Source organism: Corynebacterium sp. LK2537, from assembly GCF_040946485.1.
Classification (GTDB): Bacteria; Actinomycetota; Actinomycetes; order Mycobacteriales; family Mycobacteriaceae; genus Corynebacterium.
Genome location: NZ_JAYWLQ010000007.1, coordinates 13548 through 28332, shown reverse-complemented (window position 1 = coordinate 28332; position 14785 = coordinate 13548). Strand labels below are relative to the sequence as shown.

Annotated in this window: 14 protein-coding genes; 5 read left to right on the top strand and 9 right to left on the bottom strand. The window is 65.3% G+C overall.

Annotation, left to right across the window (positions count from 1 at the left end):
• The first annotated feature begins 1 nt into the window (after position 1).
• Complete coding sequence (locus VVS03_RS09485; RefSeq protein WP_368520705.1) at positions 2-682, top strand: ABC transporter ATP-binding protein; 681 nt, start codon at positions 2-4, stop codon at positions 680-682.
• 59 nt (positions 683-741) lie between these two features.
• Positions 742-1479, top strand: a complete 738-nt coding sequence (locus tag VVS03_RS09480; protein WP_368534453.1) for a TIGR02206 family membrane protein — start codon at positions 742-744, stop codon at positions 1477-1479.
• Here the strand turns inward: VVS03_RS09480 and VVS03_RS09475 are convergent.
• Together VVS03_RS09475 and VVS03_RS09470 are read right to left on the bottom strand one after the other, a co-directional pair.
• Positions 1462-2946 carry a bifunctional ADP-dependent NAD(P)H-hydrate dehydratase/NAD(P)H-hydrate epimerase gene (locus VVS03_RS09475; RefSeq protein ID WP_368520707.1) on the bottom strand — a complete coding sequence of 495 codons (1485 nt, stop codon included), beginning with the start codon at positions 2944-2946 and terminating at the stop codon, positions 1462-1464. The genes VVS03_RS09480 and VVS03_RS09475 overlap by 18 nt on opposite strands.
• A gap of 9 nt (positions 2947-2955) precedes the next feature.
• Entirely contained in the window at positions 2956-3768 is an 813-nt protein-coding gene (locus VVS03_RS09470; protein ID WP_368520708.1) for an Fpg/Nei family DNA glycosylase, read from the bottom strand.
• 577 nt (positions 3769-4345) lie between these two features.
• On the opposite strand from VVS03_RS09470, the gene VVS03_RS09465 reads away from it, so the two are divergent.
• Both VVS03_RS09465 and VVS03_RS09460 read left to right on the top strand, forming a co-directional pair.
• On the top strand, positions 4346-5842 hold the full coding sequence (locus VVS03_RS09465) for a DUF1846 domain-containing protein (protein WP_368520709.1): 1497 nt from the start codon (positions 4346-4348) through the stop codon (positions 5840-5842).
• A 53-nt stretch (positions 5843-5895) separates the two neighbouring features.
• Positions 5896-6834, top strand: a complete 939-nt coding sequence (locus tag VVS03_RS09460; RefSeq protein ID WP_368520710.1) for a rhodanese-related sulfurtransferase — start codon at positions 5896-5898, stop codon at positions 6832-6834.
• A gap of 603 nt (positions 6835-7437) precedes the next feature.
• Here VVS03_RS09460 and rplI read toward each other — a convergent pair.
• From rplI to VVS03_RS09425, 7 genes are all read right to left on the bottom strand, one after another.
• Complete coding sequence (gene rplI / locus VVS03_RS09455) at positions 7438-7890, bottom strand: 50S ribosomal protein L9 (RefSeq protein WP_368520711.1); 453 nt, start codon at positions 7888-7890, stop codon at positions 7438-7440.
• 51 nt (positions 7891-7941) lie between these two features.
• Positions 7942-8547, bottom strand: coding sequence for a single-stranded DNA-binding protein (locus VVS03_RS09450; RefSeq protein ID WP_368520712.1), 606 nt, complete (start codon positions 8545-8547; stop codon positions 7942-7944).
• A gap of 53 nt (positions 8548-8600) precedes the next feature.
• Positions 8601-8891, bottom strand: coding sequence for a 30S ribosomal protein S6 (gene rpsF / locus VVS03_RS09445; protein ID WP_210400092.1), 291 nt, complete (start codon positions 8889-8891; stop codon positions 8601-8603).
• A 127-nt stretch (positions 8892-9018) separates the two neighbouring features.
• On the bottom strand, positions 9019-9207 hold the full coding sequence (locus tag VVS03_RS09440) for a hypothetical protein (protein WP_368534452.1): 189 nt from the start codon (positions 9205-9207) through the stop codon (positions 9019-9021).
• Between the two features lie 2 nt (positions 9208-9209).
• Positions 9210-10613: a glycosyltransferase family 87 protein gene (locus VVS03_RS09435; protein WP_368520714.1), complete on the bottom strand. Its 1404-nt coding sequence runs from the start codon at positions 10611-10613 to the stop codon at positions 9210-9212.
• Positions 10614-10641: 28 nt separating this feature from the next.
• Complete coding sequence (locus VVS03_RS09430) at positions 10642-12906, bottom strand: transglycosylase domain-containing protein (RefSeq protein WP_409338206.1); 2265 nt, start codon at positions 12904-12906, stop codon at positions 10642-10644.
• 105 nt (positions 12907-13011) lie between these two features.
• Positions 13012-13386, bottom strand: a complete 375-nt coding sequence (locus tag VVS03_RS09425) for a DUF5318 family protein (protein WP_368520715.1) — start codon at positions 13384-13386, stop codon at positions 13012-13014.
• Positions 13387-13617: 231 nt separating this feature from the next.
• On the opposite strand from VVS03_RS09425, the gene VVS03_RS09420 reads away from it, so the two are divergent.
• The gene (locus VVS03_RS09420) at positions 13618-14712 is read left to right on the top strand and encodes an inositol-3-phosphate synthase (RefSeq protein WP_368520716.1); all 1095 of its coding nucleotides are present in this window, start codon (positions 13618-13620) and stop codon (positions 14710-14712) included.
• Positions 14713-14785: the final 73 nt, after the last annotated feature.

Genomic DNA, 14785 nt, shown 5'->3' with positions numbered 1-14785 from the left:
GATGACTTACCCACTTGATCTACTCAATATCACCGTCACCTACCCCGATGGTCCCACCGTGACCACCGCCCTCGACGCCGCCGACCTGCAGGTTCCGGCCGGCCAGGTCACCGCGCTCGTCGGCGAGTCTGGCTCTGGCAAGTCCACCCTGCTGTCGGTGGGTGCTGGGCTGGTGGTCCCGGACAGCGGCAGCGTGCGGGTGGCCGGCACCGATCTCACCGATGCCCCGGACAAGCTGCGCTCTCAAACCCGCCGCAACCACATCGGCATCATCTTCCAACAGGCCAACCTGATTGCCTCGCTGACCGTGCGCGAGCAGCTCGAGATCGTCGATCACATCAGTGGGCGCAAGCGCCGCCCGCGCCATGCCGATGAGCTCCTCGAGCAGGTCGGCCTGGGCGGGCTGGGCGGCCGCCGCATGCAGCAGCTGTCCGGCGGCCAGCGCCAGCGCGTCAACATCGCCCGCGCCCTGATGGCCGACCCGGAGGTCCTGCTGGCGGATGAGCCCACCAGTGCGCTGGACTCCAAGCTCAGCCAGCAGATCATGGACCTGTTGATTCGGCTTACCCGGGAGCGCGATCTCGCCACGGTGGTGGTTACCCACGATCGGGGCCTGGCCGCCGAGTGCGACGCCGTAGTGGAGGTCAATGACGGAAAGGTTAAGGAGACGATAGTAACCTAGTTCGGGTCATGTTAAAACGCCCGCGTAAAGCACGTGTAGTCCCCACCGCGTATCCCCGGATGTCGCAGTGGGGATACGCGCATATCACCATGCTGGCCGTCACGGTCGCCGCGTGCGGAGTCTTCATCGTGGCCGCGCGGCGCGTGCGCGGCACCAGCAAGGAATCCTTCCTGCGGAAGATGACCGGCTGGGTCATGCTCGTCGCCGGCACCGCCTGGACGATTATCTCCCTGGACCCGAAGCAGTTCGACGTCCGGGAGTCGTTGCCGCTGCACCTGTGCGACGTCCTGCGGCCGGTGCTGGCCATCGGGCTTATCACGGAAAACGAGCGGGCGCTCAACCTCACGTATTTCTGGGGGATTATCCTCAACCCGCAGGCGATCATCACCCCGGACGTGATCTACTACTTCGAGCCGAAGTGGCTGCGCTTTGCCACCTACTGGTTCTTCCACATCACCGCGCTGGCCACTCCCCTGGCGCTCACCTTCGGCCTGGGCTACCGCCCGACCTGGGCCGGGTACCGCTCGGCCGTGGCCACCACCCCGGTGTGGATGGCCACCGCCATGTTGGTCAACCGTTTTACCGACGGCAATTACGGTTTCTTAAACCACCCGCCGGGCAGCCGCTCCATCATCAACTACCTGGGCCCGTGGCCTTTCTATATCGTCTCCGAGATCCTCGCGGTGGGCGCGGCCTGGGCTGCGATGACCGCGCCGTGGCAGCTGCCCTCCCTGCGCCGCCGCACCCGGCAGATCGGCCCGAAGGGCCTGGTCCGCAAGCTACTGGCGCGCAAGTAGCCGTGCGATAGCCGCGGGGATGGCGGCGGCTATCTGGCTGGCAGTGGCTACCGATACCCCGTACTCCGTCGTCGCCGCGATCTCCGCGGCGTGGATGTGGATGGTCACCGCGTGGACGATGGCGTCCATGGTCATGCCCTCCAGCGCTACTTGCGCGCCGAGGAGCCCGCTGAGTACGTCGCCGGAGCCGGCTGTGGCGGCCAGCGAATGGCCCGCGTTGATGCCGACCGGGGTGGTGCCGGCCCATTCCGGGCCCACGACGGTGGTGATCCGGCCCTTGTGCAGCACCCAGCACATCAGGTTTGCGGCTAGGTCTTCTTGCGCCTCCAGGCGCCCGGCGGGCTTTTCGCCCTGCACGCAGCCGGCGTAGAGGGCGTCGAATTCCGCGGCGTGCGGGGTCAGCAGGACCGCCGGGTGCGCGCGGACCAGGTTCTGGAGGCGCGGGCTGTCGGCCAGCTGGCGCAGGCCGTCGGCGTCGATGACCACCGCGCACTCCGGGCGCTGTAGTACGGCCTCCAGCTCCGCGGCGGCGGCCTCTGCCCTACCGGGGCCGACCACCCAGCTATCGACGCGGGCGTCTGTCCCGGTGGCCGAGACTATCTCCGGGAAGCGCTGCGTGGCGCCGGGGTTGTTGAGGACCTGGACCATGGAAGGCGTCGTGCGCAGGGCGCCGGCGGCGGCGAGCACCCCGGCGCCCGGGTAGCGCTGGCTGCCGGCGCAGATGCCGGTCACCCCGCCGCTGTATTTGTGGGAGTGGATCCCGGGGCGGGGATCCGGGATGGGGCCAGTGGTTTCCGCAGGACGCAGAAATGGCGAGTCCCAAACATAGCAGCTGCCCACGGTGGGTTCGGCCGCCAAATAGGCGTCCGGGATGTGCCGGGCGAGCGCCTCGGCGAAGTTGGGCACGTCTCCCACGATGACCTCGCCGCACTCGGCTGCCACGGCCTGGCCCAGCCGCCCGCCGCCGAAGGTGACGGTGACGTCGGCGGTGACCGCGTTGTCCGCGGCCACTCCCGAGTCGGCGTCCACCCCGGTGGGCATGTCGACGGCCAAGACCTGGGCGCCGGCCAGCAGGCCGTGGACGTCCGGGTCCAGGCCGCGGGCCGAGCCCAGCCCGGCGACCGCGTCGATGACCAGGTCGAACTGTCCCGCCTCCGGGGCCTTGTCGGTGATGGTGACGCCGGCCTGCTCCGCGGCGGCCCGGGCCCGCGGCTGGGCGGAACCGGTAACCAGCAGCGCCTCGACCGAGCGGCCGAGCTGCGCCAACAGCGCGCCGGCGTAGAGGCCGTCGCCACCGTTTCCCCCGGAGCCGGCCAGCACCAGGATGCGCCCGGAGCCCGACATCGCCGCCGCGGTGCGGGCGACGGCCTGGGCGGCGGCGCGCATGACGTGATCCGGCTCGGGCTCGGCGGCGAGCAGCTCCTTTTCGGCGGCGCGGACAGCGGCAGTGCTATAGGTGGCTAACATGCCTCCAGCCTAGGCCGGCTGGCAGGTCGGGCACCAGAAAAGATTGCGGGATTCGAGCGCGCGCTCGGCAATCGGGGTGCCGCACACGTAGCAGCCCAGGCCGGCCCGGCGGTAGACGTAAACCTCTCCCCCGTGATCGTCCTTGCGCGGATCGCGTCCCATCGCCTCTGGGGTGTGCTCGTCGCGGACGGTGTCGATCCGTCCGCGCTCTACGCCCACCTGCATGAGGAAGACCAGGTCCGCCCAGAGGGCATCGAAAGCCGCGCGGTCCAGTTCCTTGCCGGGCAGGAACGGGCTAATGCCCTGCCGGAAAAGGGCCTCCGCGCGGTAGATGTTGCCCACCCCGGCGAACAGGTGCTGATCCATCAACAGGGAGGCGATGCTGCGCCGGGAGCGGTGCACCTTCTCCCATACCACCTCGGGATTCGCGTCCGCGCGCAGGGGGTCCTGGCCCACCTTGGTCAGGCGGGCGGCATAGTCCTCCTCGGTGATCAGCCGGCAGAACTGCGGGCCGCGGAGGTTGGCCGCCAGCTCGTCGGTGGTGATCCGGAGCCGGATCTGGCCCCAGACGTCTTCTGCCGGCTCGAAGCGCAGCGAGCCGATGAGCCCCAGGTGGATGTAGACGATGTGCTCCGGCTGGGGTGCGTCGAAGTGTACGAAGAGGTGCTTGCCGAAGGTCTCGGCCCGGTCGATCTCGCACCCGTCCAACTGCGCGGCCTCGGCGGCGAAGCGGCCCTGCGGGCTGGTGACCTGCAACGCGCGGTGCCGGAAATCGTGGTTGAGGCGGTTGGCTAGACGGTGAATAACATGACCTTCGGGCATACTGATCCAGTCTAGTCGGCGGCGCGCGCGTGGCCCTCGGCGGCAGTGAGTGACGGAAATCATAATACCTATGACATCTTAGGAACCTGTGTATTGCGGTTGCCGTCTTCCCTGCGCACAGCGTTAACATCAGGAAACTCCAAGGTAGACGAGGCAATTGTGGACGAGACAACGATTAAGCAGATTCATAACTTTGGTGCTATCTGCGGTAGGGTGACCACCAGTCGACGCCGTCCGAGAGGGTTGACGTCGGGTACGGGCGTGACGGTTGTTGGGTAAGAGCGGCAACCGTCGGAAACGCCTATTCCTGGAGAGAGGCGAACGGCGCCGCTAACCCATATTCCTTTCCGTGGGTGGCGGCGCCGTTTGACATATCCCGGCCTCCCCCGCGCTTATCTCTTCTCGGGGCCCAGATCACTGCCAACGTAGAGGAAATGACAAATTTTTCGGGCCTCGTTATAGGCTGACTAGGATTTCTATGACTTTTAGGTCGGGGTTGCGTAGACTGTAGCGGCGTACATAAATCGATAAGACGGCAGTAACGCCGCCCATGCTGATGGAGCAAGAAGGGCCATTTATGACGCACGCACTTGGATTTGACCGCGAAAAATACATCCAACTCCAGTCCGAACACATCAGCGCCCGGCGGCGTGACATCGGGGGAAAGCTTTACCTGGAGATGGGCGGCAAGCTTTTTGATGACATGCACGCCTCCCGCGTGCTGCCCGGATTCACCCCGGACAACAAGATTGCCATGCTGGAGCATATCCGGGACGAGGTGGAGATCCTCGTCTGCATCAACGCCAAGGACATCGCCCGACAGAAGGTGCGCGCGGATCTGGGCATCCTCTACGAAGACGACCTGCTGCGCCTGGTCGACGTCTTCCGCGAACGCGGCTTCCTGGTTAACAACGTGGTCATGACCCAGCTGGAGGACGGCAACGGCCCGGCTGAAGCCTTCATCGACAAGCTGGAGCGCCTGGGTCTCAAGGTCGCCCGGCACCGCATTATCCCTGGCTACCCGACCGACACGGATCTGATCGTCTCCGAGGAGGGGCTCGGCCGCAACGAATTCGCCGAGACCACCCGGGACCTCGTCGTGGTTACCGCGCCGGGGCCGGGCTCCGGCAAGCTGGCCACTGCGCTGAGCCAGATTTACCACGAGCACCAGCGCGGCGTGCAGGCCGGTTACGCCAAGTTCGAGACCTTCCCCATCTGGAACCTGCCCCTCGAGCACCCGGTCAACCTGGCCTACGAGGCCGCGACCGTGGACCTGAACGACTCGAATATCATCGACCACTTCCACCTGTCGGCCTACGGGGAATCCACGGTGAATTACAACCGCGACGTGGAGGCCTTCCCGCTGCTCAAGTCGCTGCTGGAGCGCCTGACCGGCCAGACCCCCTACCAGTCCCCCACGGATATGGGTGTCAACATGGCCGGCCTGTGCATTACTGACGACGCCGTCTGCCGCGCCGCCTCCCAGCAGGAGATCATCCGCCGCTACTTCAAGGCGCTAGTCGAAGAAGCCCGCGAGGGCCTGGATTCCACCCAGTCCGACCGCGCCGCGGTCATCATGGCCAAGGCCGGCATCCGCGCTGAGGATCGCCCGGTCGTCGAGCCGGCGCGCCAGCGCGCCCAGGAGACCGGGGATCCGGCCTCCGCACTGGAGCTGGCCGACGGCACTATCATCACCGGCCGTACCTCCGCGCTGCTGGGTTGCTCGGCGGCCATGCTGCTCAACGCACTCAAGCACCTGGCCGGCATCGACGACGAGATCCACCTGCTCTCCCCCGAGGCCATCGAGCCGATCCAAACGCTCAAGACCAAGCACCTGGGCTCCCGCAACCCGCGCCTGCACACCGACGAGGTGCTCATCGCCCTGTCGACGTCCGCGGCGAAGGACGAGAACGCCCGCCGCGCCCTCGAGCACATCAAGGAATTGACCGGCTGCGACGTCCACACCACCACCATCCTGGGCTCGGTAGACGAGGGGATTTTCCGTAACCTGGGCGTGCTGGTGACCTCGGACCCGGTCTTTGCCCGCAAGAAGGGCTTGTACCACAAGCGCTAAACCGCAGGTCAACAATTCGGAATTTGCCGGTGCCCCGCCTAAGATTTTAAGGCGTGAGCATCGGCAAAATTCTCCTGTACTACTGCTTTACCCCGCTCAAGGACCCGCAGGCCATCATGCTGTGGCAGCGGGACCTGTGTGAATCTTTGGGGCTCAAGGGCCGGATCCTGGTGTCCGAGCACGGGATCAACGGCACCGTGGGCGGGGACATGGACGCCTGTAAGCGCTACGTGCGCAAGACCCGCGACTACCCCGGCTTCAAGAAGATGGCCTTCAAGTGGTCGGAGGGCTCCGCGGACGACTTCCCGCGGTTGTCGGTGAAGGTACGCGACGAGATCGTGGCCTTCGGCGCGCCCCAGGAACTGCAGGTCGACGAGGACGGCGTCGTCGGCGGCGGCGTCCACCTGCGCCCCGAGCAGGTCAACGAGCTGGTCGCCGAGCGCGGCGACGACGTCGTCTTCTTCGACGGCCGCAACGCCATGGAGGCCGAGATCGGCAAGTTCAAGGGCGCAGTCGTGCCGGATGTAAATACCACGCACGACTTCATCAAGGAGCTGGAGTCCGGCAAATACGACTGGATGAAGGACCGGCCCGTCGTGTCCTACTGCACCGGCGGGATTCGCTGCGAGGTCCTCTCCGCCCTGATGAAAAACCGCGGTTTCAACGAGGTCTACCAAATCGACGGCGGGATCGTGCGCTACGGGGAGAAATACGGAAACGACGGGCTGTGGGAAGGCTCGATGTACGTCTTCGACAAGCGCATGCACCACGAATTCGGCATCGGCACCGAGGACCCCGGCTTCATCCAGCTGGGCCACTGCGTGCACTGCGGCGCCGGGACGAACACCTTCCATAACTGCATCAATGAGGATACCTGCCGGCGTCAGGTCCTCATCTGCGACGACTGCGCCCAGCACACCGAGACCCAGCACTGCGGCCGGCCCGACTGCGCGGCGGTAGCCGCCGAGGCCGCCGGGAAAAAGGGCAACTAGGGCGAATACCCCGGGGCATGGTTCGGGGGAGGGCGAGGCAAATCCAGTCGGGGAGAGGTGCCCGCTTTTACCCCCGCTGCGTTGGGCTCGGGGGTACAAATCGCCGCCCCTGGTGGATAAGGCCGGGGGAGTTATCCACAGGTAGCTGTAGAATTCCCTCTCACCTTTGCTTTCGTCGTCGAAGTATCCACCGGGCGCTGTGGATAACTCTCTAATTTTCTGACCAGCGGTTTTAATAATTGCAGGTCAGACGGTTTTTAAAGGTGTGAATACTTTAAAGAAAAACGTGAATAACTTTCCTACCTGCGGCGACGGGGCGTCACTTTGAACCTGTATATTTTTCGTAACAGTCGTCCCCGGGTAGAAGTTATCCACAGCTGGAGCCGAGTTATCCACAGTTACTCACAGGCCCGTAGTCCGCGTTCGGGTTCGCGGTCCGACCAGGCGCCAGATCGCGGGGATCTGCGCGATAGGTGCCGGGGATGACCGTGTGGGCATGCAAAAAGGCCCCGGGGCGAAATCCCACCTCACATAGGATTTCGGCCCCAGGGCCTTCAAGCTGCTGTTGTCTTTGGGTCTATGGTTTGACCGTCGAGCGCCTAATTAGGCAGCTACGACCGAGAAGTTCACCTTGCCGAGAACGTCAGCGTGCAGCTGGAGCTCGACCTGGTAGTTGCCGGTCTTCTTGACCAGGCCCTTGGGCATCTTGACGATGCGCTTGTCCAGGTTCGGGCCGCCAGCCTTCTTCACGGCGTTGACGATGTCCTCAGCGTTCACGGAGCCGAAGAGCTTGCCCTTCTCGGAGGTCTTAACCTCGACCGTGACGTCGTTGAGCTGCTCAAGCTGATCGCGGACCTCGCGAGCGTGGTCCAGGTCGCGGATTGCGCGAGCTTCCTGGGCACGCTTGATGCCCTCGATCTGCTTTTCTGCGCCGCGGGTGGCAACGATGGCCAGGCCGCGCGGCAGCAGGTAGTTACGTCCGTAGCCGTTCTTAACCTCAACAATTTCGCCGGGGGCGCCGAGGTTCTCAACGGCAGCGGTGAGGATCAGCTTCATGATCCCTGCCTTTCAATTGAGTCGTTTATTCGATGATTACTGCGCACTTAGTTAGAACGGGGGTTCATCATCAGCGCCGGAGAAGCCTCCGGCCTGCGGTGCAGAATTCCACGGATCGTTGTCCTGCGCGGACTGCTGGTTGCCGCCAAAGCCACCCTGGCTGAAACCGCCCTGGTTGCCCTGGTTACCGCCGAAGCCGCCCTGGTTTCCGCCCTGATTGGAGCCGAAGTTGTTGGAACCCGAGTTGTTTCCGCCCTGGTTGTTGCCAAAGTTGCCGCTGCCGCCCTCACGCGGGTTGCGGTGAACCTGGGCCTTGGCGTACTTCAACGAGGGGCCAACCTCATCAACGTCAATCTCGAAAACGGTGCGGTTGTCACCGTCTCGGGTCTGGAAACTGCGGGCCTTCAGGCGGCCGTTGACAATAACGCGCATGCCCTTGGTCAGGGTCTCTGCGACGTTTTCAGCCATGTTGCGCCAGGCGTTGCAGGTCAAGAACATAGCTTCGCCGTCTTCCCACTGCTGTTGCTGCGCATTGAAGTAACGCGGGGTAGAGGCCACCCGGAAATTAGCTACGGGTGCGCCAGACGGGGTGAAACGCAATTCCGGATCGGCGACGATATTGCCTACTACGGTGATTGGGGTATCTCCCTGTGCCATGTTCTTAAACTCCTTTTCGTGGAAACTGTAGTTTTTACAAACCCCAGTATCCGCTATTTAGCGTCGGTGCGCAGAACCTTGGTACGCAGAATGGCGTCGTTCAGGTTCAAACGGCGATCGAGCTCGAGCACCGAGTGGGACTCGCACTCCAGGTTGACGACGGCGTAGATGCCCTCTTCCTTCTTGTTGATGGGGTAGGCCAAGCGACGCTTGGTCCAGACATCGACGTTTTCAACCTTGCCGCCGTCCTTGCGGACGGAGTCGAGGAACTTGTCTAGGGACGGGGTTACGGTGCGCTCATCCTGGCTAGGATCCAGAATGATCATTACTTCGTAGTGACGCACGGACCTCATCACCTCCTATGGTCTAGTAAATGGTTTTCGGCCACATCACCTTTGCGGATGTGGCAGGAGGGTACGTTGCGTCAAGCAACCCCACCACAGTACCGCACTCGGGGCCCAAAACTGAAATCTAGCCGCCCTGGGTAGCGGCGAAAAACACGGCGCTGCCCGCGGGCACGAGCGTCACGAAAACCAGGGCCAAAAGGCCCAGGACGATTGGCGCGGTGCGCTGGCCCTTTTGCTGGTAGAGGTAGTAGGCCGTGCCCACACAGGCAAAGCCAATGACGATAGAGATAATGCCAATGATGGTGATGAGCATGATTAGTGCAACGGTTGTAGGGGATCGGAATATGGACGGTCGGGGTGGACGCTGCGCACGGCGTCGTGGGCGCTGCCGCGAAGCTGCCGCAGCACCAGCACGACCATGGCGATGATGAGGCCGTCGCGCACCAGGATGGCGGTATCCAGCAGCTCGTGCGGGATGCCGCCGTTTTCGGCGCCCAGCATGTGCCACATCAACAGCGGCCAGACCGCGAACTCGGCGCAGGCCCACGCGGTAATCAGCCGCCATCGCGGCACGGCCAGCACCGCCGGGATAAGCAGCCACAGCGAGTACTGCGGCGACCAGACCTTGTTGACCAACAAGAACGCGGCCACGATGAGGAAGATGAGCTCGCCCACCCGCGGGGTGCGGGCGGCCTTAAGGCCGACGACGAGGATGGCCAGACACAGGGCGGCAAAGAGCCCGAAGGAGATGACGTTGAGAACGCCGGGGGAGACGTTAAACGGTGTGTTGCGGGCCAACACGGCGTAGACGGTGGTCCACTCCCAGGACCGCTCCGAGTTGAGCCGGAAGAATTCTCCCCACGCCGCCGGATAGGCCAGCGCCACCGGCAGGTTGACCGCCAGCCACGTCAGCGTGGTGGTCCCCAGCATCTGGCTGAACGGCCGCCACGACTTCGTGCGGATGGCCAGCACGAGGTAGGCGCCCAGGATATAAAGCGGCCAGAGCTTGACCGCGGTGCCAATGCCAACCCAGAACCCCGCCCAGCCCGGCCGGGAGCGCTGGAAAGCGGAAACGGCGGCGACCATGCAGAAGATGGAAGGGATGTCCCAGTTCGTGAAGGCGTGGACGATAACCAGGGGGCTGGCCGCGATGAGCAGCGTGTCCCAGAAGCGATTGCCCACCAGGCGCATCACGAGGGTGATGGTCGCGACCCAGAGGACGGACATCGCCAGCGCCGTGAGCGCGAAGTACCAGCCGGCGGCCGGGATGCCCGCCCAGACCACCAGGGGGTGGGTCGCGCGCGACACGGCCGCGATCGCGCCTTGGAAGAGCCCGGCCAGCACCGGGTATTCCATGTAGCGGGTGACGCCGTCCTCGACCCAGGAGAAGGCGTAAGGGAAGCCGCCCTGGTCGAGGCCGCGCCCGGCAAAGAGCGGCACGATGTCGTTGTAGCAGGCGGAGGTGTAGTGCCGGTTGCCGGACCAGTCGAGCTGGACCGCGCCGTGCTCGTCCCGGATGCCGCCCGCGCAGTTGGCCTTGGCCAGAAAACCGAGGGCGAGGAAAACCCACGCGACCGCGATGACCGCCCGGGCCGGGGTCATCCAGTGCGGGCGGGGGCGGGCAAAGCGCCCGGCCGGCCCACCCAAGAAGTCGACGATGCCGCGGGCCATGGGCTCCGCGCTCAGCGGCACCCAATTGCGCGGGGCGGTGTCGTGCATATGCGTGTGTACTCCTCCGCCTCGGCGCCTAGCCCAGGATGTCGGCTAAGCCGCCCTGGGGATCTTCGAGGAAGTCCTCGAGCGAGGGGTTGCCCCCGCCGCCACCGCCGCCGTTTCCGCCGCCATTGCCGCCGCCGTTACCGCCGGACGGGGCGTTGCCGCCGCCGTTACCGGAGTTGTCGTTCGGGTTACGGCTCGGCTCGGCCGGGGCCGGCTGCGTGGGCTGTTCGCCCTCGCCCTCGGCCGGGGCTTCTTCGACGCCCTCCGAGTCGCTCGGGGTGTAGGTGTCCTCCGTCGGCGCGTAGTAGGTCGCGCCGCCGCCGGCCCCGCCGGTGCCGTAGCGCACGGGAGCCGCCTGCGGGAAGGTCTCGTAGTCGGCCTCGGCCAGCGAGGTGTCCAGGATGGACTTCCAGATCTGGGTCGGGGCGCCGGCGCCGTACATGTTGCCGCCGTAGGCGTTGAAGATGGCGTCGGTGTTTTCCGCGGTACCGACCCATACGGCGGTGGCCAGCTGCGGGGTCGCGCCGACCATCCAGGTGTCCTTGTTGTAGCCGGTGTCGCCCAGCTGGGCGGTACCGGTCTTGGAGGCGGACTCGCGGCCGCCCGCCAGGGCGCCGTTCGACCAGGCGGCCACGGGGCGCATGGCGTCGATGACGTTGTTGGCTACCTGCTGGCCGACGCGGCGCTCACCCTTATCCGTCGGGTGCTCGTAGAGGACCTCGCCGTTGATGGTCTCGACCTTCTCGACGAAGTGCGGGTTGTGCCAGACGCCCTGGTTGGCCAGGGTGGCCATGGCGATGGCCATGTCCATCGGGCGGGACTGGTACTGGCCCAGAACGATGCCCTCGTAGGGCTGCTTGCCGTTCTCGGTCAGGGTCTTTTCAATCCCCGGCAGGGAGCGGGCCACGCCCAGGGCGTGGGCCATGTCCGCGGTGTCCTGCGTGGTGTTCTTCAGGTCCTCCTGCAGGCGGATGAAGGAGGTGTTGTAGGACTTCTTCGTCGCCTCGCGCAGGGAGCACACGCCACAGCCGCTGCCGTTGACGTTGTTGACCACCTGCGAACCGGGCAGCTGGTACGGGGCGGAGGAGTAGTTGGTATCCAGCGAGATGCCCTGCTGGAGGCCGGCCGCCAGGGCCATGATCTTGAACGTCGAGCCGGTCTGCAGGGGAGCGTTGGCGTAGTCCCAGCCGTGCTCCTCGTGGCCGCCGAAGTAGCCGCGGATAGCGCCGGTGGACGGTTCAATGGTCACGGCCGCCGCGCGGGCGTCTTCCTGCAGCGGAGCCAGGTTGGTATCCACGGCGTCGATGCCGGCGTTCTGGACGTTCATGTCGATGGTTGTGGTGATCCGCAGGCCCCGGGTGTTGACGTCTTCCTCGGTGATGCCGACCTCGCCCAGCTCCCGGATGACCTGGTTCTTGATGTGGCCGTTGGCGCCGGGGGCCTCCGTGTAGGCGGAGTACTCGCCCTGCTCGCGGGTCTGCGGCATCTGCATGCCGGCGCGCTCCGCGGCGTCGAGCTCGCCCATGTCGACCAGGCCGTCCATGACGTAGTTCCAGCGGGCCTCGGCCGCGTTCTCATCCACCGCCGGGTCCAGGGCGCTGGGGGCCTGGATGACGCCGGCCAGCAGGGCGGACTCTTCGACCGTCAGGTCCTCGACGTTCTTGTCGAAGTAGGCGTTGGAGGCGGCCTGGATGCCGTAGGCGTTCCGGCCGAAGTAGACGGTGTTGAGGTAGGCGTTGAGGATGTCTTCCTTGGACCACTCGTTGGTCATCTTGATCGAGTAGATGAGCTCGCGCGCCTTGCGCACGTAGGAGCGCTCGTCACCGACCAGGGTGTTTTTCACGTACTGCTGCGTGATGGTGGAACCGCCGCCGGCGGAAGAGTTGCCGGTGATTTCACCCAGCACGGCGCGGGCGAAACCGCTCAGGGAGAAGCCGGAGTTGGTCCAGAACTCGCGGTCCTCGGCTGCCAGGGCAGCGTTTTCCGTGTGATCCGGGATCTCGTCGAGCTTGACCTGGCTACGGTTGCCCTCCGGGGGCACGATGCGCGCCAGCTGCGTCGACGAGTCGTTGGCGTAGATGTAGGAGATCTGGTTGTTAGTCAGCTCCTCCGGCTCCGGGACGTCGTATTGCGCGTAGGCGTACGCGAAAATCGCCAGGGGAAGGAAGACGATTACGCCGACGACCGCGAGGACGATCCACGGCCAACGGCGCTTGTTTTTCGCCTGGCCAGCGGAGGCTGGTTTAGCCGCGCCCTGGTTATCGCGGGTGCGGGATCCACTATTGTCAGTCACTGCGACCTTAGCCCTTACTTAACTTGTAAACCTAGACTTCAATATTCGCAGCTTACCGGCTAGGTGGGCCCGCAGAAAACTAACACGCACAACTCACAGCTTCGGTCAATCTGTGCGGTGGCGGGCCTCCGCCGTTTCTAGCAGGTAATTCCAGCGGCAGGACGGGCATACCTCCACGGTGTGCACGGTGAACTCCAAGCCTTCGGCCGCGAAGTCGGCGATCTCGCTCAGCCGGCGCGCGCTGCCCGCCCGGCGCCCCAAGCTATCCCCGTAGACCCACCGGGTCAGCCGCATGCTCTCCGCCCCGCAGACCGGGCACGCCTTGGGCAGGTCGACCCCGTGGTGCTGGGCGGCCGCCCGCAGGAGGAAATCGGCGTCGCAGACCTCCTCGCGCAGGATCCGGCCCGCCCGGAGATCGCGGATGCACTGGGCGCGCTCCCACTGGTGGGAGACCGCCTGGGTGAACACGAGTCCGCTCATCAACTGTCCCTTCCTGTCTCAAAGCCCCGGCGTTTGCTCGGAGGTTAAGGTTCCGGCCGCCGGTGGCGCCCCAATCTAGTGGGTTTTGTGCCATCTTGATCGATCCACTTGCTGTCCCGCCCACACCCGTGCCGGGCCGCGGCCTAGGCTCAGCGATGTGAACCGGCGGCGTCCGTGCCGCTTTTAGGTATCAGCCACATATTCAGCCGAACCAAGGAGTTAGACCCGACCGTGTCTGGAAAAGTCAAAGTCGCCATCGTGGGCGTCGGCAACTGCGCCACCTCCCTCATCCAAGGCGTGGAGTACTACCGTAACGCCGCCGAGGACGAGAAAATTCCGGGCCTCATGCACGCGCGGCTCGGCGACTACCATGTCGGCGACATCGAATTCGTCGCTGCCTTCGACGTGGATGCCGCCAAGGTGGGCGCGGATCTGGCCGCCGCCACCCGCGCCTCCCGCAACTGCACCATCACCATCGCCGAGGTCCCGGACCTGGGGGTTAGCGTGCAGCGCGGCCCCACCCTGGACGGGCTGGGCACGCACTACCTGGACAGCATCGAGGAATCCGCCGAGCCGGCCGTCGACGTCGCCCAGGCCCTGCGTGAGGCCGGCGCGGAGGTGCTGGTCAGCTACCTGCCCGTGGGCTCGGAGGAGGCCGACAAGTTCTACGCCCAGGCGGCTATCGATGCCGGCTGTGCCTTCGTCAACGCCCTGCCCGTGTTCATCGCCTCCGACCCGGAGTGGGCTAAGAAGTTCACCGACGCGGGCGTGCCCATCGTCGGCGACGACATCAAGTCGCAGGTGGGCGCCACCATCACCCACCGCGTCATGGCCAAGCTCTTCGAGGACCGCGGCGTGCGCCTGGATCGCACCATGCAGCTCAACGTCGGCGGCAACATGGACTTCAAGAACATGCTGGACCGCAACCGCCTGGAGTCCAAGAAGATCTCCAAGACGCAGGCGGTGACCTCCAACCTGCAGTCCGGGCCGCTGGCCGGCAAGAAGGAGGACCGCAACGTCCACATCGGCCCCTCGGACTACGTGGAGTGGCTGGACGACCGCAAGTGGGCCTACGTCCGCCTGGAGGGCTCCGCCTTCGGCGAGGTCCCGCTCAACCTGGAATACAAGCTGGAGGTCTGGGACTCGCCCAACTCCGCCGGCATCATCATCGACGCCGTGCGCGCGGCCAAGATTGCCCTCGACCGCGGGCTGGGCGGGCCGATCCTGCCGGCCAGCTCCTACCTGATGAAGTCCCCGCCGCAGCAGCTGCCGGACGATATCGCGCGGGCCCAGCTGGAGGAGTTCATCCGCGGCGGGCAGTCCTAGCCGGGCAAGCGGGCCTCCGGCGGGAGCGGGAAGGTGTTAACGTTTGCTGCACAAAACCGCTAAACTTAGGTTT